The 18531-nt window shown below is 66.1% G+C and carries 22 protein-coding genes; 18 read left to right on the plus strand and 4 right to left on the minus strand.

The window, feature by feature from the left end; all coding sequences use genetic code 11:
- The first annotated feature begins 2 nt into the window (after positions 1–2).
- On the plus strand, positions 3–875 hold the full coding sequence (locus IFT58_RS03730) for a PhzF family phenazine biosynthesis protein (RefSeq protein ID WP_192093952.1): 873 nt from the start codon (positions 3–5) through the stop codon (positions 873–875).
- Between the two features lie 30 nt (positions 876–905).
- Positions 906–1781 (plus strand): PhzF family phenazine biosynthesis protein, encoded by an 876-nt coding sequence (locus IFT58_RS03735; protein WP_192093953.1) that lies wholly within the window; start codon positions 906–908, stop codon positions 1779–1781.
- A gap of 57 nt (positions 1782–1838) precedes the next feature.
- Here the strand turns inward: IFT58_RS03735 and IFT58_RS03740 are convergent, their stop codons facing one another.
- Positions 1839–2273 (minus strand): OsmC family protein, encoded by a 435-nt coding sequence (locus tag IFT58_RS03740; protein WP_188326434.1) that lies wholly within the window; start codon positions 2271–2273, stop codon positions 1839–1841.
- A 347-nt stretch (positions 2274–2620) separates the two neighbouring features.
- On the opposite strand from IFT58_RS03740, the gene IFT58_RS03745 reads away from it, so the two are divergent.
- From IFT58_RS03745 to IFT58_RS03760, 4 genes are all read left to right on the plus strand, one after another.
- On the plus strand, positions 2621–3019 hold the full coding sequence (locus IFT58_RS03745; RefSeq protein WP_188326433.1) for an HU family DNA-binding protein: 399 nt from the start codon (positions 2621–2623) through the stop codon (positions 3017–3019).
- 267 nt (positions 3020–3286) lie between these two features.
- Complete coding sequence (locus tag IFT58_RS03750) at positions 3287–3595, plus strand: DUF3861 family protein (RefSeq protein WP_192093954.1); 309 nt, start codon at positions 3287–3289, stop codon at positions 3593–3595.
- A gap of 46 nt (positions 3596–3641) precedes the next feature.
- Positions 3642–4181: a hypothetical protein gene (locus IFT58_RS03755; protein WP_192093955.1), complete on the plus strand. Its 540-nt coding sequence runs from the start codon at positions 3642–3644 to the stop codon at positions 4179–4181.
- A gap of 72 nt (positions 4182–4253) precedes the next feature.
- Positions 4254–4850 carry a DUF1439 domain-containing protein gene (locus IFT58_RS03760; protein ID WP_192093956.1) on the plus strand — a complete coding sequence of 199 codons (597 nt, stop codon included), beginning with the start codon at positions 4254–4256 and terminating at the stop codon, positions 4848–4850.
- An 84-nt stretch (positions 4851–4934) separates the two neighbouring features.
- Here the strand turns inward: IFT58_RS03760 and IFT58_RS03765 are convergent, their stop codons facing one another.
- Both IFT58_RS03765 and IFT58_RS03770 read right to left on the minus strand, forming a co-directional pair.
- On the minus strand, positions 4935–5477 hold the full coding sequence (locus tag IFT58_RS03765; RefSeq protein WP_188326429.1) for a type 1 glutamine amidotransferase domain-containing protein: 543 nt from the start codon (positions 5475–5477) through the stop codon (positions 4935–4937).
- Positions 5478–5561: 84 nt separating this feature from the next.
- Positions 5562–6029, minus strand: coding sequence for an SET domain-containing protein-lysine N-methyltransferase (locus IFT58_RS03770; RefSeq protein WP_188326428.1), 468 nt, complete (start codon positions 6027–6029; stop codon positions 5562–5564).
- A gap of 194 nt (positions 6030–6223) precedes the next feature.
- Here IFT58_RS03770 and IFT58_RS03775 point away from each other — a divergent pair, with 194 nt between their 5' ends.
- From IFT58_RS03775 to IFT58_RS03810, 8 genes are read left to right on the plus strand one after another with little or no spacing between them, the layout of a single operon-like run.
- On the plus strand, positions 6224–6679 hold the full coding sequence (locus tag IFT58_RS03775; protein WP_188326427.1) for an SUF system Fe-S cluster assembly regulator: 456 nt from the start codon (positions 6224–6226) through the stop codon (positions 6677–6679).
- Positions 6680–6695: 16 nt separating this feature from the next.
- Positions 6696–8171 (plus strand): Fe-S cluster assembly protein SufB, encoded by a 1476-nt coding sequence (gene sufB, locus IFT58_RS03780; RefSeq protein ID WP_192081467.1) that lies wholly within the window; start codon positions 6696–6698, stop codon positions 8169–8171.
- Positions 8168–8578 carry a lysozyme inhibitor LprI family protein gene (locus IFT58_RS03785; RefSeq protein WP_197974545.1) on the plus strand — a complete coding sequence of 137 codons (411 nt, stop codon included), beginning with the start codon at positions 8168–8170 and terminating at the stop codon, positions 8576–8578. Before sufB ends, IFT58_RS03785 begins: the two co-directional genes overlap by 4 nt.
- Before the next feature lie 44 nt (positions 8579–8622).
- The gene (sufC, locus tag IFT58_RS03790; RefSeq protein ID WP_188326425.1) at positions 8623–9387 is read left to right on the plus strand and encodes a Fe-S cluster assembly ATPase SufC; all 765 of its coding nucleotides are present in this window, start codon (positions 8623–8625) and stop codon (positions 9385–9387) included.
- Positions 9387–10649, plus strand: a complete 1263-nt coding sequence (gene sufD, locus IFT58_RS03795; protein WP_192093957.1) for a Fe-S cluster assembly protein SufD — start codon at positions 9387–9389, stop codon at positions 10647–10649. The genes sufC and sufD overlap by 1 nt, the downstream gene beginning before the upstream one ends.
- On the plus strand, positions 10646–11902 hold the full coding sequence (locus IFT58_RS03800) for a cysteine desulfurase (protein ID WP_192093958.1): 1257 nt from the start codon (positions 10646–10648) through the stop codon (positions 11900–11902). Before sufD ends, IFT58_RS03800 begins: the two co-directional genes overlap by 4 nt.
- 59 nt (positions 11903–11961) lie before the next feature.
- Positions 11962–12501, plus strand: a complete 540-nt coding sequence (locus tag IFT58_RS03805) for a GNAT family N-acetyltransferase (RefSeq protein ID WP_192093959.1) — start codon at positions 11962–11964, stop codon at positions 12499–12501.
- Positions 12498–12830 (plus strand): non-heme iron oxygenase ferredoxin subunit, encoded by a 333-nt coding sequence (locus tag IFT58_RS03810; protein ID WP_192081471.1) that lies wholly within the window; start codon positions 12498–12500, stop codon positions 12828–12830. The genes IFT58_RS03805 and IFT58_RS03810 overlap by 4 nt, the downstream gene beginning before the upstream one ends.
- On the opposite strand, the gene IFT58_RS03815 is transcribed toward IFT58_RS03810, so the two are convergent.
- On the minus strand, positions 12827–13870 hold the full coding sequence (locus IFT58_RS03815; RefSeq protein ID WP_192093960.1) for an NAD/NADP octopine/nopaline dehydrogenase family protein: 1044 nt from the start codon (positions 13868–13870) through the stop codon (positions 12827–12829). The two genes, IFT58_RS03810 and IFT58_RS03815, sit on opposite strands and share 4 nt — an antisense overlap.
- A gap of 526 nt (positions 13871–14396) precedes the next feature.
- Here IFT58_RS03815 and IFT58_RS03820 point away from each other — a divergent pair.
- The 4 genes from IFT58_RS03820 to IFT58_RS03835 all read left to right on the plus strand — a co-directional run bounded on the left by IFT58_RS03820 (position 14397) and on the right by IFT58_RS03835 (position 18440).
- Entirely contained in the window at positions 14397–14702 is a 306-nt protein-coding gene (locus IFT58_RS03820; protein WP_192093961.1) for a hypothetical protein, read from the plus strand.
- A gap of 117 nt (positions 14703–14819) precedes the next feature.
- Positions 14820–17144 (plus strand): catecholate siderophore receptor Fiu, encoded by a 2325-nt coding sequence (locus IFT58_RS03825; RefSeq protein WP_192093962.1) that lies wholly within the window; start codon positions 14820–14822, stop codon positions 17142–17144.
- Between the two features lie 57 nt (positions 17145–17201).
- The gene (locus IFT58_RS03830) at positions 17202–17879 is read left to right on the plus strand and encodes a Fe2+-dependent dioxygenase (protein WP_192093963.1); all 678 of its coding nucleotides are present in this window, start codon (positions 17202–17204) and stop codon (positions 17877–17879) included.
- A 162-nt stretch (positions 17880–18041) separates the two neighbouring features.
- Complete coding sequence (locus IFT58_RS03835; RefSeq protein ID WP_192093964.1) at positions 18042–18440, plus strand: hypothetical protein; 399 nt, start codon at positions 18042–18044, stop codon at positions 18438–18440.
- The last annotated feature ends 91 nt before the right edge of the window (positions 18441–18531 follow it).

Consider the following 18531-nt stretch of genomic DNA (forward strand, 5'->3'; position numbering starts at 1 on the left):
CGATGACCGCTCACCGCTACCTCCAGCTCGATGTCTTCGCCCCGCAGCCCGGCACCGGCAACCCGCTCGGCGTGGTGTTCGACGCCGACCGGCTGACCACCGACGCCATGCAGGCACTGGCCGCGTGGCTGAACCTGTCCGAGACGGTGTTCTTCGTAACGCCGACCGTACCGGGGGCGGACTACCACATCCGCATCTTCACGCCTGGCAGTGAGCTGCCGTTCGCCGGCCACCCCAGCGTGGGCGCGGCATGGGCTGCGGTGACCAGCGGCTTGGCGATCCCCCGCGAGGGGCATCTGCTGCAGCAATGTGCCGCCGGCCTGCTGCCGGTGCGCGTGACCGGCGCGCCCGAAGCGCCTGTGATCCACCTCGCCAGCCCGCCGGCCCGCGCATGTTCGGTCGCGGCGGGAACGCTTCCGCAGACGCTGCAGGCAGTGGCCGCGCCTGACGCTCAGCCCGAACTGTGGGACAACGGACCGCGTTGGTGGCTGCTGGCAGCGCGCGATGCGGCCAGCGTCCGCGCTCTGCGACCGGACATGGCGGCGCTGCGTGACTGGACCAACGAAACCGCCGCGACGGGCGTGGCCGTGTTCGCGCCTGAGGCGTGCGACGGCCACGACCTGGTGGTGCGTGCCTTCTGCCCAGGCGATGCGGTGAACGTGCCTGAAGATCCGGTCACCGGCAGTGCCAACGCCTTGATCGCCAGCGTGCTCGCCCAGCGCGGCCAGCTACCCGGCCAGGACGGGCGTTACATCGCCAGCCAGGGCCGCGAGGTCGGCCGCGACGGTCGTGTCCACCTGCATGTCGACAGCACCGGTGTCGCCTGGATCGGGGGCCACGTGCAGCCGATCATCGACGGCACGGTGCACTGGTAAGCTGCGCGGCCACCCCATGGAGCGTTGCCGATGACCACCCGCCGATTCCTGCAGCTGGATGTCTTCTCCACCGGTGCCGGAACGGGAAACCCGCTGGCCGTGGTCCTCGATGCCGAGGGCCTGGATGACGCGGCCATGCAGGCCATCGCCCGCTGGACCCGGTTGCCGGAAACCACCTTCGTGCTGCCCGCCGTCGATGCGGCCAGCAGCTACCGGCTGCGGATGTTCAGCCCGCAGAAAGAGGTGCCCTTCGCGGGCCATCCCAGCATCGGAACCGCGCATGCCGTGATCGAAGCCGGGCTGGCGTCGCCGCGGGAGGGCCTGCTGATGCAGGACGGCATCGCCGGCCGGTTGCCGCTGCGCGTCGAGGGGGAAGGACATGAACGCCGTATCGCCATCCGCACGCCACGTGCTTCAGTCGCTGAAGTCGTGGACGCCTCCGATCCGCGCTTGGCCGCTGCCATCGCGGGCTGGCCGCTGGGCACTCTGCCGCCGGCGCGCATGCAGGGCGGCCGCAGTTGGTGGGTCGTCGAGGTCGCAGACGAATCTGCGTTGCGCGCCCTGACGCCGGACTGGGACGCCGTGGCGGCGCTGGCGGAGGCAACCGGAAGCATGGGCGTGTTTGCCTACGCCCGGTCTTCCGGCCAGCCGTGGGATGTCGCGGTGCGGGCGTTCGTCGGGAACGGGAGGCGCTTCGAAGATGCCGCGTCGGGCGCGGCGAATGCCGTGTTGGCAGCGTGGCTGGATGAGCGCGACGCCATGCCGCGCGGGCGACGCGAGTACACGGCCAGCCAGGGTCGCGAAGTGGGTCACGATGCGCGCCTGCACCTGGCTGTGGATGATGCGGGCGAGGTCTGGTCCGGTGGCCAGATCCTGACGGTGATCCGCGGCACCATCGACTGGTAGGCGGCATGCTGAAGCGGTGGGGAGTGACAGCCAGCGGCTGTCACTCCCGTTGATCAGTCAGTCGAGCAGCTTGGCGTCCAACGTGACCGGCACGGCGCTCAGTGCTTTCGACACCGGGCAGTTCTGCTTGGCATCTTCGGCGATCGCACGGAACTTCTCCGCTTCGATCCCCGGCACCTTGGCTTCGACCTTCAAGGTGATCTGGGAGAGCTGCGGCCCGCCTTCCATCGACAGGTCGACTTTGGCTTCGGTATCGAGCGAAGTCGGCGGAAAGCCCGCTTCGGTCAGTTTGGCCGACAGGGCCATGGTGAAGCAGCCTGCATGTGCGGCAGCGATCAATTCTTCCGGGTTGGTGCCCTTTTCATCACCGAAGCGGCTGCTGAAGGCATAACGGGTTTTGTCCATCAAGCCACTCTGCGGCGTGCTCAATTGTCCCTTGCCTGTCTTCAGGTCACCTTCCCAGTGCGCGGTAGCGTGGCGCGAAATGCCCATTGCATGACTCCTTCGGTTGGATTCGGGACCACCCTACCCACCGCGCCGTTAGCGCAGCGTCGGCTGCTGCAACGCCACGATGAAGGTCCGCCGACGAACGGCGTGCGCGTGCTGCGCGCCCTGCCGGATTTCCGCGCAGCGTGGTTTTTCCGAGCAAATTCCACGCCTTCCACCGTCCCGCGCATGCGGCGTGCAGCTGAGCGCCCCCCGACCAAGGTCGAGTGATCGCGAAAAAAGCAGGCTTTTCCGCGTATAACCTATTGGCGGCGCCTTGTAGTTGCCCTACATTGCGTTTGCCGACGGGGTCGGCATGACCACACAACCAACCGTTTACGGAACAGGAAACCATGGCAAAGACCGCTAAGAAGGCTGCCCCGAAGAAGGCAGTAAAGAAAGTCGCGACCAAGGCAGCTGCCAAGCCGGCCGCGCCGAAGCCGATCAAGGAAGTGCTGACCAAGTCGGGCCTGGTTGCACACATCGTGGAAGCCTCCGGCGTTGTCGCCAAGGATGTCCGCGCTGTATTGGCCTCGCTGGAAAGCGCCGTCGCCTCGTCGGTCCACAAGAAGGGCGCTGGCAGCTTCACCCTGCCGGGCCTGCTGAAGATCTCCACCGTCAGCGTCGCCGCCAAGCCGAAGCGCAAGGGCATCAACCCTTTCACCAAGGAAGAGCAGTGGTTTGCTGCCAAGCCGGCCACCACCAAGCTGAAGGTGCGTCCGCTGAAGAAGCTCAAGGACGCCGCGCTCTGATCGCGTAGGCATACCGGGTTTCACCGCGAACGGGACGGCTCAGGCTGTCCCGTTCGTCGTTGTGGACCGCGATGCGGCCCCGCGCAACACAGTGTGCCGTCGGCTCACGTTTCGCTGCGCTGCACCTCGTTGGCCTTGCCGTGCAAGGTTGGCACCGCTTCCGCGGATGCCCGCTGGCGGGATGGTGGAACACTGCGTGCAGCGGGCTTGGTCGTCGCCCTGTCCTGACAGCCCTATGGTGGTCGCACCCCCCAACGGATGCCCGCCATGGCCAGCCCCTCCACCCGCTACCGCCTTACTGTCACCCCGATTGAGAAGGACGGCATCCAGTGCAGCGGGCGCTGCACCATCGAGCTGGAGCACCGCGCGCAGCACGACTGGATGCGCCAGTTGGAGCGCGCGCCGCGGTTGGCCGGTTTCAGCGGGGACGAGCGCGCGTCGGTATTGGTCGCCACGCAGATCCTGCGCGATGTGCTGGACCGACATGCCGACGAGTCCGGTCATCCGCTTGTCGCCCATGCCGGGTCCCTGCGCGACGCATTGGACATTCTGGATGCCCTGCACCGCCCTGCCTGAGCTCGACGCTGGCTAGACTGTGCGCTGGCCAACCAGGATCTCGGCAATGACGAAGCGCGCTATCTGGTCTGTACCCGCGATGCTGATCCTGCTGTGCGCGTGCCAGCGGGTTGCCGACCCCACCCCGACGCGCAGCCCCGGTGATAGCAAGAGGCCCGACCAGGCCGCTGACACGCAGCAGGCGACCTCCGCAGTGCCGGTGCGGCCCGTGTCGCTGCCGCTGCTGTCTGCGCTGCCGCCCAGCGCGCAGGACCCGGGCGAGGTGGTGCGCGACTATGCCGTGCAGCTGCTGAAGCGCGATACGACCGCGGCCGATGCGGCGTGGATGGTGCCCCCGCCCCCCGGCCGTGCCGATGATGCCGCCCTGCGTGAGCTGCGCGACGTGCTCACCCTGCGCGTGGACACGCAGTCGCCGCTGGCGCGCGACCAGCAACAGCCCAGCCATCTGATCGAAGTACCGGTGCGGGTACGTGCGGTCACATCGACGGGCACGCTCCGCTATACCGGCTGGTACCGGTTGGTCCCCGATACTGCACGCAACGCGTGGTTGATCCACTCGGCCAGCCTGCAGCCGGTGCTCGACTGAGCGCGTTGTCCACGCGCCGTTCAGTGCAGCGGGCTATCTTTCCCCCTGTCCTTCTCTTTTCTGGCCACGACCATGCGTCTTCGTCCCATGCTTACCCGGTTTGCCACGGCCACCGTGCTGGTTGCCGCCGCCATCGGCGCGCAGGCCGCCCCGTCCATCGACGGGCGTCAGCTGTCTGTCGGCGCCGGCGATGTGCAGGAGTATCTGGAGAGCAGCTTCCCGCGCACCCAGGATGCGCTGGGCGGCTTGATCGCCCTGACCATGAGCCACCCACAGCTGAGCCTGCCCGCCGGTGAGCGCCTCAACCTGGGCATGGACGTTGCACTGGCCACCGCCGGTGGGGCGCCGGCCAAGCTGGGTACGGTCAAGCTGAGCAGTGGGCTGCGCTACGACCAGCAGACCCAGGGGTTCCACCTGCAGCAGCCGAGCATGGATGATTTCGTGCCTGCGCAGCAGGGTGCACGGCTCGACTCACGCACCCGCTCGCTGCTCAATGCGTGGCTGACCGACTACGCGCAGCGCGAGCCGATCTACAAGATCGACCCGGCCGTCGCCGGGTTGTTGGGCACGTTGCAGGTGCAGTCGGCACAAGTGAAGGACGGCCGCCTGCAGGTCACGTTCAACCAGGATCTCGGCACGATGGTGCCGGCGGGCCTGCTGGGGCGCTGAGCCCCGCTGGATGGCAAAACGCCGAGTATGGCTCGGCGCTTCGGTTCAAGAACGCCGAGCGTGGCTCGGCGCTACGTTCTCCGGTCAGCCTTCCAGCGCCTTGGCAACAGCCTCGCTGAAGGCGGGGATGTCATCCGGCTTGCGGCTGGTGATCAGCTGCCCGTCGACCACCACCTCGGCGTCGCGCCACTGCGCGCCTGCATTCTCCAGATCGCGACGCACCGACGGCCACGAGGTCACCTGCTTGCCCTTCGCCAGGCCGCTGTCGATCAGCAGCCACGGGGCATGGCAGATGGCGGCGATCGGCTTGCCCGCTTTCGCGAATGCTTCGATGAACGCCAACGCGTCCTTCTCGATGCGCAATACGTCCGGATTCATCTGCCCGCCGGGCAGCACCAGCGCGTCGAAGTCCCCGGCATCAGCGCCGGACAGCGCCAGATCCACCTTGACCGCGTCGCCCCAGTCTTTTTCTTTCCAGCCCTTGATGCTGTCTTCTTTGGCAGGTGACACGACCGTGGTCTTCGCACCCCAGCCCTCGAGCAGCTTCTTCGGCTCGGTCAGCTCGGACTGCTCGAACCCGTGGGTGGCGAGGATGGCGACCTTCTTGCCTTCGAGACGCTGTGCCATGGGAATGCTCCTGGGAAATGGAGCCCCAGCATCACCGCCGGCGCATTTTCCGGCAGTGATACGGATGTGGACGGCGCGTGCGGATCAGCGCTTGGGCTGCAGCATCGTGCCGGTGCACTTCTTCGACCCGCAGCGGCATTCCCATACCTTCTTCAGGCGTGCAGTGTGCCGCTCGGCCAGGGTGATGCCGTAGTTGTAGACCAGCTCTTCGCCCGGTGCGATGTCACGCAGGGCTTCGATGAACACCTTGTCCTCACGCGAATTGCCTTCCTCGCTTTCTTCGATCAACGCTTCGCAGTTGGGATCGCAACTGTGGTTCATCCAGCGCGCCTCGTTGCCTTTGTAGTTGGCATCGATCACGTAGTCGTCGTTCAGCGTGAACAGGAAGGTATGCCCGCTTTCCACGTCGCCACTGTCGTCTGCGTCCACGTCGGCATGGCTGCGCAGCAGGCCCTTGTACTGGATCACCCGCTCCCCCTGCTTCAGCGGTGCGATGGCGAACACGCCGTTGCCATGGATGGCGGATTTGCGGGCTTTGATCTTCTTCGGCATGGGCGCGGGCGCGTTGTGGACAGTGGGACGTTGATTCTCCCTTAATCTTCGTGATTGCCAAAATCCGGGCCATGTCCCACCATTCGTGCGCCCCGCCGCCGCCACGCGCCCATCGCGGGGTTACGGTCCAACTTGGACGCCGGCGAAGAAAAGCGTACAATTTCGGTCCGCTTTGCAGAACAGCCGCAGACCCCATGCTTCGCGTCACCAAGCTCACCGATTACGCCACCGTCGTGCTGACCGTGCTCGCTGCCCGTCCGAGCGAAGTCCTCAGCGCGACCGAACTGGCCGAGTTCACAGGTCTGGAACCGCCCACCGTCAGCAAGGTCCTCAAGCCGTTGGCCCAGGCCGGGCTGGTCGAAGGCCTGCGCGGCGTGCGCGGCGGCTACCGCCTCACCCGCACCCCGGGCGATATCTCACTGTTCGAGGTCGTGGAAGCAATGGAAGGGCCGCTGGCACTGACCGAATGCAGCCATGACAACCATCAGTGCGGCATGGCCCCCAAATGCGGTGCGCGCAGCAGTTGGCGGCTGATCAACGACGTGGTGTCCGAGGCATTGCGTGCAGTCACGCTCGCCCAGATTCTCTCCCCTCATCCCCTTGTTGACGACTCCCAGCGCCGCGCCATCGCGGCCGCTGTCGTCTCCTGATTTACAGGCAGCCCCCATGGCCACCGACATCATCGACACCGTCGCCACCGGCGACACGCCCAACCGCGAGATCCACGAGCAGCTCGGCCGCAAGTATTCGGCCGGCTTCATCACGGACATCGAATCGGACTCCCTGCCGCCGGGCCTGGACGAGGACACCATCCGCGCCCTGTCGGCAAAGAAGGAAGAGCCCGAATGGATGACCCAGTGGCGGCTTGAAGCCTACCGCCACTTCCTCACCATGCCGATGCCGGACTGGGCGAAGCTGAAGATCGCGCCGATCGACCTGCAGGGCCTGAGCTACTACTCCGCGCCGAAGGGCCCGAAGTATGCCTCGCTGGACGACGTGCCGAAGGAGCTGCTCGACACCTATGACAAGCTGGGCGTGCCGCTGCACGAGCGCGCCAGGCTGGCCGGCGTGGCGGTGGATGCGGTGTTCGACTCGGTCTCTGTCGGCACCACCTTCCGCAAGGAGCTGGCTGAAAAAGGTGTGATCTTCTGCTCGATGTCCGAGGCCATCAAGGAGTACCCGGACCTGGTGCGGCAGTACCTGGGCACGGTGGTGCCGGTAGGTGACAACTACTTCGCCGCACTGAACTCGGCCGTGTTCTCCGATGGCAGCTTCGTGTTCATCCCCAAGGGCGTGCGTTGCCCGATGGAGCTGAGCACCTATTTCCGCATCAATGCGGGCCATACCGGCCAGTTCGAGCGCACCCTGATCATCTGCGAAGACCAGGCCTACGTGTCCTACCTGGAAGGCTGCACCGCGCCGATGCGCGACGAAAACCAGCTGCATGCCGCCGTGGTGGAACTGGTGACGCTGGACGATGCCGAGATCAAATACTCCACGGTGCAGAACTGGTACCCGGGTGATGAGAACGGAGTGGGCGGCATCTACAACTTCGTGACCAAGCGCGCCGAGTGCCGTGGTGCCCGCAGCAAGGTCACCTGGACGCAGGTGGAAACCGGTTCGGCGATCACCTGGAAGTATCCCTCCTGCGTGCTGCTGGGCGACGACTCGGTCGGCGAGTTCCACTCCGTGGCGCTGACCCACCATCGCCAGCAGGCTGACACCGGCACCAAGATGATCCACGTTGGCAAGCGCACCAAGAGCAAGATCATCAGCAAGGGCATCAGCGCCGGCCACGGCCAGAACACCTACCGCGGGCTGGTCAAGATCGAGCGCGGCGCTGACGGTGCACGCAACTACACGCAGTGCGATTCGCTGCTGATCGGCAAGAAGTGCGGTGCCCATACCTTCCCGTACATCGAGGTCAAGAATCCGGGCGCGACGGTCGAGCACGAGGCCACCACCTCGAAAATCTCCGACGATCAGCTGTTCTATTGCCGGGCACGAGGCATCAGCCAGGAAGACGCGGTATCGCTGATCGTCGACGGCTTCTGCAAGCAGGTGTTCCGCGAACTGCCCATGGAGTTCGCCGTCGAAGCCAAGAAGCTGCTGGACGTGTCGCTGGAAGGTTCAGTCGGATGATCCGTGTCCTGATCAGTCTGTGCCTGCTGCTGGGCGCAGCGGCACCTGCGGCCGCGCAACCGGTGGCGTGCGATCCGGGTGGTAGCCAGCTTGAGCTCAATGCCTGCGCCGACCGCGAATTCAAGCAGGCAGACGCCGAATTGAATGCCGTGTATCGGCAGGTCCTGGCCAAGCTGGCCAGCGAACCCGTGGCGCTGGCGAAGATGAAAGCCGCCCAGCGGGTGTGGGTCCAGCTGCGCGATGCCGACCTGGAAGCGCGGTACCCCGTGGGTGCCGACGAAAACCCGCGTTTCCTGTACGGCTCGATGTACCCGATGCTGTACTCCGACGCCAAGGCGGCGCTGACCGGTGCGCGTACCGCCTACCTGCGTAAAGAATTCCTTGAGCGCAGCGAATACGACCTCTGAGTCGCGCCGCCTCCAGCCCCCTATCTGACAAGACGATTATCGACATGCTGAAGATCGACAACCTCCACGCACGCATCGGCGACAAGGAAATCCTCAAGGGCCTGTCGCTGGACGTGAAGCCCGGCCAGGTGCACGCCATCATGGGTCCCAACGGCGCCGGCAAGTCCACCCTGGGCAATGTGCTGTCCGGTCGCGAAGGCTATGACGTCAGCGAAGGCAGCGTGCGCTTCGAAGACGCCGACCTGCTGCAGCTGTCGCCCGAAGAGCGCGCCGCTGCCGGCCTGTTCCTGGCCTTCCAGTACCCGGTGGAAATCCCCGGCGTCAACAACACCTATTTCCTGCGCGCCGCGCTGAATGCCCAGCGCCGTGCGCGCGGGCAGGACGAGCTGGATTCGATGCAGTTCCTTAAGCTGGTGCGGCAGAAGCTCGCCGTGCTGCACCTGAAGGATGAGCTGCTGCATCGCGGCGTCAACGAAGGCTTCTCCGGCGGCGAAAAGAAGCGCAACGAGATCTTCCAGCTGGCCGTGCTGGAGCCGAAGCTGGCGATCCTGGACGAGACCGATTCGGGCCTTGACATCGATGCGCTGAAGAGCGTCGCCGACGGCGTCAATGCGCTGCGCAGCCCGGAGCGCTCGTTCCTGGTCATCACCCATTACCAGCGCCTGCTCGATTACATCAAGCCGGACTTCGTGCATGTGCTGGCGGACGGCCGCATCGTCCAGTCCGGTGGCCCGGAGCTGGCCCTGCAGCTGGAAGAGCACGGGTACGACTTCCTGAAGAATCGCGTGGTGCCGGAGGCGGCGGTCTGATGAGCGCACTGCTGGATTCACTGGCTGCCACCTTCAGCGGCAGCGCTGCGCGCCGCGAGGTGCTGGATGCCGCGCTGCATGACGGGCTGCCCGGCCCGCGCACCGAAGCGTGGAAATACACCTCGTTGCGCCAGTTGGAGCGCCGCAGCTTCAGCGCCGCGCCTGCCGTGCCGCCGGCACTGGACGTGGCACTGCTGGACGATATCCCGGCGCCGCGCCTGGTCTTCGTCAACGGCCGCCTGCATGACGGACTGAGTGACACGCACGGGCTGCCGGCCGGCGTGGTGCTGGAACCGCTGTCGGCTGCCCTGGCCGCTGGCGAAGACAGCGCGCGCTTCCTTGCGCGCCGTTACGAGCGCAGCGATGAAATCTTTGCCCGCCTGAACGGCGCGCTGGCCGATGAAGGCGTCGTGCTGCGCGTGGACGACGGCGTGCAGCTCGATGTCCCGGTGCAGCTGGTGTTCGCCAGCGTGGCCGCAGACACCGACCTGGCCTGGCACCATCGCACGCTGATCGAGCTGCGCGCCGGCGCACAGCTGGGTATCGTTGAACACCATCTGCAGGTCGGCGACAGCGCCCATCTGGACAACAGCGTGGTGCATGTCCACCTGGCCCAGGACGCGGTGCTCAAGCACGCCCGGGTGCAGGCCGGCAGCGCGCGACAGACCAGCTTTCTGCGCACCGATGCCGTACTCGCACGCGATGCGCAGTATCACCGCGTGGACCTGGAACTGGGTGCCGCACTGAGCCGTCATGAGCTCAACGTGCGCCTGGAAGGCAACAACGCGCACCTGACCGCCAACGGCGTGCTGCTGGGAACCGGCCGTCGCCATGTCGACACCCGCCTGGGCATCGAGCACATCGCGCGCGACACCAACTGCGAACTGCTGTGGCGCGGCGTGGCCGCCAACCGCAGCCGTGTGGTGTTCCATGGCGGCATCCACATCCGCGAAGGCGCCGATGGCACCGACGCCAACCTGTCCAACAAGAACCTGCTGCTGTCCGCCGACGCCGAGATCGACAGCCAGCCGACGCTGGTGATCGATGCGGAAGAAGTGAAGGCCGCGCACGGCGCCACCGTCGGCCAGCTCGATGCCAACGCGCTGTTCTACCTGCGCTCGCGCGGCTTGCCTGCAGAGGAAGCCAAGGCCCTGCTCAGCGCCGCGTTCTGCCACGAGCCGTTGAAGGTGCTGCCCGATGCGCTGCGCGAGCAGCTCGGCCGCCGTTTGGACCGCGCACTGGTCGAGGCAGGCGTGGCATGAACCTGACCACCCCGCGTCCGCAGGCTGACACCGCTACCGCGCCGGACTGGGACCGCGTGCGGCAGGACTTCCCGCTGCTGATGCGCGAGGTTCACGGCAAGCCACTGGTCTATTTCGACAACGCCAACACCGGCCAGAAGCCGGTGCAGGTGATCGGCGCGGTGGATGAGTTCTACCGGCGCTACAACGCCAACGTCAGCCGGGCGGTGCATGCCCTGGGCACCGAGGCCACCGATGCCTACGAGGGCGCGCGCGACAAGCTGGCGCGTTTCCTCAATGTGCGCGCAAGCGAACTGGTGCTCTGCAGCGGCACCACCTTCGCGCTGAACCTGGTGGCCTATTCCTGGGCCCTGCCACGGTTGAAGGCCGGTGACGTGATCCTGGTGTCGCGCATGGAGCATCACGCCAACATCGTGCCGTGGCAGCTTGTCGCCGAGCGGACCGGTGCAACGGTCCGCGTGGCCGAGATCACGCCCGCAGGTGCGATCGACCTGGAGGCGCTGCGCAAGGCAATGACCCCCGAGGTCAAGCTGCTCGCGATCGCCCATGTGTCCAATGTGCTGGGCACCGTGAACCCCGTGCGTGAGATCTGCCGCGAGGCCCGCAAGCGCGGCATCGTCACCGTGGTGGATGGCTCGCAGGCCGTACCGCATCGCAAGGTGGACGTGGCGGCGATCGGCTGTGATTTCTACGCCATCACCGGCCACAAGATGTGCGGCCCGACCGGGACCGGCGCTCTCTGGGCGCGTCGCGAGCACCTGGACGCGATGCCTCCGTTCCTCGGCGGCGGCGAGATGATCAAGGAAGTCAGCTTCGAGGGCACCGTGTTCAACGAGGCCCCGCACAAGTTCGAAGCCGGCACCCCGAACATCGCCGGCTTCATCGGCCTGGGCGTGGCGGTGGACTACCTGGAAGCGCTCGGACTTGCCCACGTGGAAGCGCGCGAGGCGGAGCTGCTGGCGCATTTCACCGAGGAGCTGCAGAAGATCGACGGCCTGCGCATCTTCGGCACGACACCGGACAAGGCGGCGGTGGTGTCCTTCCTGATCGAAGGCGCCCATGCACATGACCTGGCCACCCTGCTCGACCTGGAAGGCATGGCGATCCGGTCCGGCCAGCATTGTGCCCATCCGCTGCTGCAGTACTACGGCGTGGCGGCCACCTGCCGCGCATCGCTGGCGTTCTACAACACGCATGACGAAGTCGAACGCTTCGTGGTGGCACTGAACAAGGTCCGCAAGCTGTTGGGCTGAGCTGCATAGCCGTGGTGAGGCAAATGCCGCCGAGCATGGCTCGGCGCTACAATGGCGGCATGAGTACGCTGACCTTCCGCGCCGCCACGCCGGCCGACATTCCCGCCCTTATCGCCCTCGTCACCTCGGCCTACCGGGGCGACGCCAGCCGGGCAGGATGGACCACCGAAGCGGACATCCTGGACGGCGCCCGTATCGATGCAGAGGGTCTGCAGGCAGATATCGCCCGCGCCCGTTCCACCATCCTGCTCGCCGAACGCGATGGCCACCTGCTGGCCTGCGCCCACGTCGCCGATGGCGGCGAGCACGGGTACTTCGGCATGTTCGCCGTTGATCCCACCCAGCAGGGCAGCGGCCTGGGCAAGCAGCTCATTGCCGAGGCAGAGGCGTACGGTGTCCGCACGTGGGGACTGTCCAGCATGCTGATGACCGTGATCGATGTCCGCGAAGAGCTGATCGCCTTCTACGAACGCCGCGGCTACGTCCGTACGGGCATCAAGAAGCCGTTTCCCTACGGCGACGAACGCTTCGGCATCCCCAAGCGCGATGACCTGCAGTTCGAGATCCTGGAAAAACACCTGTCGGGGCTGCCGCGATGAGCGATGCCTGGACCTTCGTGTGTGCCAGCAACGACCTGCTGCCCGGGGAAATGAAGACCGTCTTCGATGAAGTGACCGGTACGCCCATCGTGGTCTTCAACCTGGACGGCGAGCTGTATGCGCTGGAAGACCAGTGCACGCACGAAGAATTCGAGCTGTCTTCCGGCGAGTTCAATGCCGCCGAAGGCAGCATCGAATGCGTGCTGCACGGTGCCCGCTTCGATGTACGCGACGGACGCGCCCTGTGTGCGCCCGCGTACAGCCCTGCACCGAAGTTCCCGGTAAAGCGGGAGCACGACGCTGTCTGGACGCGGGACGACCGGGACTAATCACTGAGCTGCATCGAACAGGCAGCCTCCCCGAGCGCGAGCCGTCCGAGCTCGCGTGCGGTGAGGCGGTCCAACCCGATCGACTCCAGCGTGCGCCCGCGTCCTGCTGTCGGACCACCGGTTGCCAATGACGCGAGTCGCATCAGCGCATCGATGGTAGGAGTCGGAACACCCAGGCGCTGGCCGAGTGCCGCCCAAGGCGCAAGTACGTAGGGGATGTCCTGACTGAGATAGCGATGCTCCAGCGAAGTGGGCGCCGACTTTTCGACGTTATGGACCGTGCTGTGGGCGGCGAATCCGCTGAGGCTGTCATGGCTCAGGCCGTAATACCGGTTCATGATGCCGAGCGCAGAAGGAAGCGCCAATCCGAGTGCGGCAGCGATCGCACAGCGTTCGTCGTCAACCGCGTGCATCACCTTACCGACCGCGCGCGTCATGCCTTCGCGATAGAACAGGAATCCCTCGACAGTGGACTCGATCCTCCCTGCGTTCATCAACATGGGCGCTGGGTGCATGACGCCGGTGACGCAGGATAGATCCACCGCCAACGCGCTCGACATCCACTCCAGCGGCATGCTGAAAACGCGCTGGACGAGGGCTTTCTCCTGGACATCGGGCATTCTCTGTCCCCCTGCCCACATCATGGCCTTCCGTCCCCTGAGGTTGACGACGTTTCCGCGCACGCGGGCCGCGAACGGCGACGTACTCGTCTCTACGACAAGTCCGGCAGAGACCACGCGCGCAGCGCCAAGAACGAAGAAGTTGCCATTTATGCCGATCAGGCAATGCGACCGCAAATCATGACCAGCGAGCGCTGCGATCAGTCCGTCGTGCGCACTTGCCGGTAGAGCCACGACCACCGTCGTCGAGAATTCGAGCGTCTCGACGAGACACGTCGTAAGGCGCGGCAGGAATCGGCCTGTCACGAGGCCGGTTGCCTGCAGGCCGCCCCCCTTACTGATCGCATCCAGCACGCGGCGATGGTGCGGGTGCGCATGCAGCAGCACATCGAAGCCACGCGCCATGAGGTCGGCCGCCATCGCACATCCACAATGACCCGCTCCGAGGATGGAGATCGTGCTGGCAGATGCAACGGGTCGATCGGGAGAAAACGTCGGCATTGGAACACACTCAGATCGAGGGGTGCTGAGCCTATGCCGTAAGGTGCGGGGAGATTGCGTCGATGTTCGCAGTATTCAGTGCTTTGCCGGCCATCATTCCCGTCATCGCCTGGGTCTATCAAAACCTCGGTTCACGAGAGAAATTCTGATGCCTCGACAGGGTTACTCCCACGCTCAGTCGCGGCGACCCCGCATATCCCCACAAAAGTTCTGACACACGCAATCGCGCGTGACGCCTGCCACGCGCAAGCCCTCCTTCGGAATCGCAGTCCGGCGCTGTGATCGCCTTCCGAACACGCAACCGTAATGCATGCGAATGGTTCGCATTACTGCTACGATTCGCGACAGAGTGCCCATGGATCCGTCCTTCGTGAATGGTAGCCCGCCACGTCTCCCCCCTACCGTCGGCCTTCCGGGTCGTGGAACGGTGGCGTGGGCGGTGCTGATGGTGCTGCTGCTCTGGCAGCTTGTCGGTGCCGATGTGGCCCCGGAGCGCATGGGTGGTCATCGCGCTGCCCTACAGTCGGGCGTCCCGGCACCCCATCCAGGCGTGCCGTTCGACCAGGCCATGAGGGCGACCGAAGCCGAACCGGAACCCGGCCGCAGCACGCCGCCGAGCATGAAGCCGGTCGCCCCCACGGCATTGTTTGCACGTGAGGCAGCCAAAACGCAGGCACCGGTCGAGGCGCTGGCGTTCCACGCGCAACGGCCGCGTCGTCCGCTGGGTCAGGCGCCTCCGCGCGCCACCTGACCGCCGTCGCCCGCGGGCTTCGGCGCAATCCCCCATCTGCACGCCGCCGGCCGTTGGCCAGGCGCAGCCCTGTTGTGACCTGGCGGGTAGCTACCCGCCATTACCGAAGCCCTGCCCATGAATCCGATCAAGAGCCGCAAGCATGCCGCCCCGTTCCGTCGCCTGCCGCTGGCCACCGCCAGTCTGGCCGCGGGGCTTGGCCTGGCCGCCCTGCCCTCGCTTGCCTTCGCCGATGACAACGACGGCGCACGCACGCTGGACAAGGTCGATGTGCACGCCACGCGCGGCTACAAGGCCGACAAAGTCGCCTCGCCGAAGTTCACCCAGTCCCTGCAGGACACGCCGCAGACCATCCAGGTGATCACCGCGGACCTGTTCAACCAGCAGGGCGCCACCACCCTGACCGAAGCGCTGCGCAACAGCCCGGGCGTGGGCACCTTCTTCGTCGGCGAGAACGGCAACACCGCCACCGGTGATGCGCTGTACATGCGGGGCTTCGATACCTCCAGCAGCCTGTTCGTCGACGGCGTGCGCGACCTGGGCTCCATCTCCCGCGATGTCTTCAACACCGAACAGGTGGAGATCACCAAGGGTCCGGCCGGCACCGACAACGGGCGTTCGGCACCGACCGGTGCGATCAACATGGTAAGCAAGCAGGCCACCCTGCATGATGAAGTATCCGGCACCGCCAGCCTGGGCAGTGACCAGCAACGCCGCGCCACCGCCGACTGGAACCAGTCGCTGGGGGCGACCAGTGCGCTGCGCCTGAATGCCGTGTGGCAGGACAGCGACCAGCCCGGCCGCGACCACGTGAACACCTCGCGCTGGGGCATTGCGCCGTCGCTGGCATTCGGCCTGGGGACGGACACCCGTTACGTGCTGAACCTGCTCTACGTGGACCAGGACAACGTACCCGACGGCGGCGTGCCCACCGTTGGCCTGCCCGGCTGGAGCCCGCAACCCACGCTGGAGGCCCTGGCCGGCCGCCCGGTGGATCCGCAGAATTTCTACGGCACGCGCGCGGACCATGACGAGGTCACCGCGAAGATGGCCACGTTCCGCATCGAACACGACTTCAACGACGCCGTGCGCCTGACCAACACCGCGCGCTGGGGCCGCACCGAACAGGATTACCTGCTCACCGCGTTCATGGGCACCGGCACGCGCGGCACCAACGGCGCGCCGAGCGGAAACATCCGCTATACCGACCGCAACGACCTGTCCACGTACACCATCGCCCGCAGCCTGCCCACGTTGAAGGACCAGCGCAACACGTTGCTGACCGACCAGCTCAACCTGCGCGCCGACTTCGCCACCGGCGCCATCGCGCACAACCTCAGCACCGGCGTGGAGTTCACCCGCGAAGAAATGGACAGCTTCGGCCAGGCCGTCACCGCCGGCAGCAGTTGGCCGGCGGCGAATCTGTATGACCCGGACTGGAACGTGGGGGGACTGAGCTGGGCACACAACGGTGCCGATGCGCACGGCAAGACCACCACCTCCTCGGTGTATCTGTTCGACACGCTGCACTTCGGCGAAAGCCTGCTGTTGACGGCTGGCGTGCGCGCGGATCACTACGACACGGAGTACGCCAGCGCCGTGGTCTGCGGTGGCCGCGCGGGCCCCGCCTGTGGCAGCAACCCGGCAGGTACGGTGCTGGGCGTGCCCACCCTGAAAGCCTCGGACACGTTGCTGAACTGGAAGCTCGGCGCGTTGTACAAGGTGGGCGATGCGGCAAGCGTGTACGCGAACTACGCGCTGTCGCAGCAGCCGCCGGGCGGCAGCAATTTCGCCCTCAGCAGTTCGGCCAGCAGCCTGGACAATCCGCGCCTGGATCCGCAGGAAGCGAAGACGTTCGAAGTCGGCAGCAAGTGGGCGTTCCTCGACGATGCGCTGGCATTCAACATGGCGATCTTCCAGACCGATGTGGAGAATGAAATCAACACGCAGGTGCTGGACGATGCGGGCAACCCGACCCAGACCGGCAGCAAGCGCGTGCGGGGCGTTGAACTGTCGGCCGTGGGCCGGCTGACCGACAACTGGTCGCTGTCAGCCGGCTACAGCCATCTGGACACCGAAGTGAAGGAGGGGGCGAACGTTGCAGCCGATGGCACAAGCAACCTGACCTACACACCCGATGATGCCTTCACGGCCTGGAGCACGTATCAGCTCCCGTTCGGCCTGACCGTTGGCGGTGGCCTGCGTTACAGCAGCGCGATGCATCGCGGCACGGACGGGGCGGTGGGCACGCCAGCCTTCACCAAGTCCTACACCGTATATGACGCGGTGCTGTCCTACCCGGTCAGCGACTTCCTGGTGCTGCGCTTGAACGCCTACAACGTGTTCGACAAGCAGTACGTGGCTGCGATCAACAAGAGCGGGTACCGTTACACACCGGGTGCACCGCGCACGTTCCTGCTGAGCGCGGACATCCGTTTCTGAGCCGTCAGGCGCGGGCCGTACGCAGCGGCCCGCGCCCTGCCCCACTGGAGCACTTCCATGCTGCTGCACATCCCCGACGTGCTCACTGCTGAAGAACTGGCCGACCTGCAGGGTCGCCTGCGGTCGGCCGACTGGACCGACGGCCGCGAAACCGTGGGACGGCAGGGCGCGCCGGTGAAGCACAACCAGCAGTTGCCCGACAGCTCGCCGTTGAAGGCGGCGCTGGGCACCATCGTACTGGCCGCGCTGCAGCGCAATCCGCTGTTCTTCGCGGCCGCGTTGCCGTTGAAGATCCTGCCACCCCGCTTCAACCGTTACCACGGCGGCGGCCACTACGGGTTCCACGTAGACGGTGCGGTGATGGCCAACGATGCCGGCGGCTATCTGCGTTCCGACGTGTCGTGCACGCTGTTCCTGTCCGACCCGGACGACTACGACGGCGGCGAACTGGTCATCAGCGACACCTACGGCGAGCACGAGGTGAAGCTGCCCGCAGGCGATCTCATCCTCTATCCGTCCAGCAGCCTGCACCAGGTGAATCCGGTCAGCCGTGGCGAACGCACGGCGTCGTTTTTCTGGGTGCAGAGCATGATCCGCGACGATGCGCAGCGGCGTTTGCTGTGGGAGATGGATACCTCCATCGAGCGGCTGCGGCAAAGCCAAGCCGATTCGGTCGCGGTGCTGCAGTTGAGCGGGGTGTATCACAACCTGTTGCGGCGGTGGAGCGAGGTGTAGGCGGCAACCCCTCGGATCCGCCACTTCAATAATCGTTCTCATTTGCAACGGCGAACGACTCTCACTACAATCACGCCCCGTGCACGCCGGCATCCGTCGGCTGCCCTATCGGGGTCTACCTGCTTGCGTCATCCGCACCGCCACCATCAACTCGGTACCGCCATGCGCGGCCAGCGTCCTGCGCTGGCCAGCCTGCTGGCGTGGGTGGCGATGCTGGCGCTGTTGCTGGGGTCGCTGGCGGTGGTGTCGCACGAAAGCGTGGTTGACGTGCCATCGGCCCTGCTGCAGATGCCGGTGGAAGAACGCGGCGGTGGCGAACTGCCGCTGCACGAGTCGGCGCCGGCGAAACTGCGTCGCGCTGCGCTGGCGGCCGAGGCACCCCGCTCCGCGCCGACGCCCGCAACTGAAGCGGGCTGCCTGCGCGACTGGACGGTATTGATTGCGGCGGCCATCGCAGTGCCCGCCGATTCCCGCGACTGGCGCCACGCCAGTGCGCAGCCGCGCCGTGCCGACGCCCCGGGCCGACGCCAGCAACGTGGGCAGGCGCCTCCGCTGGCCTGATCCACCTTCCGCGTCCGCCGCTCAGGCGAACGCGTTGATGCCGTACCTGCGTCCGTTACCCGCCGCCCGCATCGGGCTGTCCCGTCCTGCA

The organism is Stenotrophomonas sp. CFBP 13718, assembly GCF_014842145.1.
Classification (GTDB): domain Bacteria; phylum Pseudomonadota; class Gammaproteobacteria; order Xanthomonadales; family Xanthomonadaceae; genus Stenotrophomonas.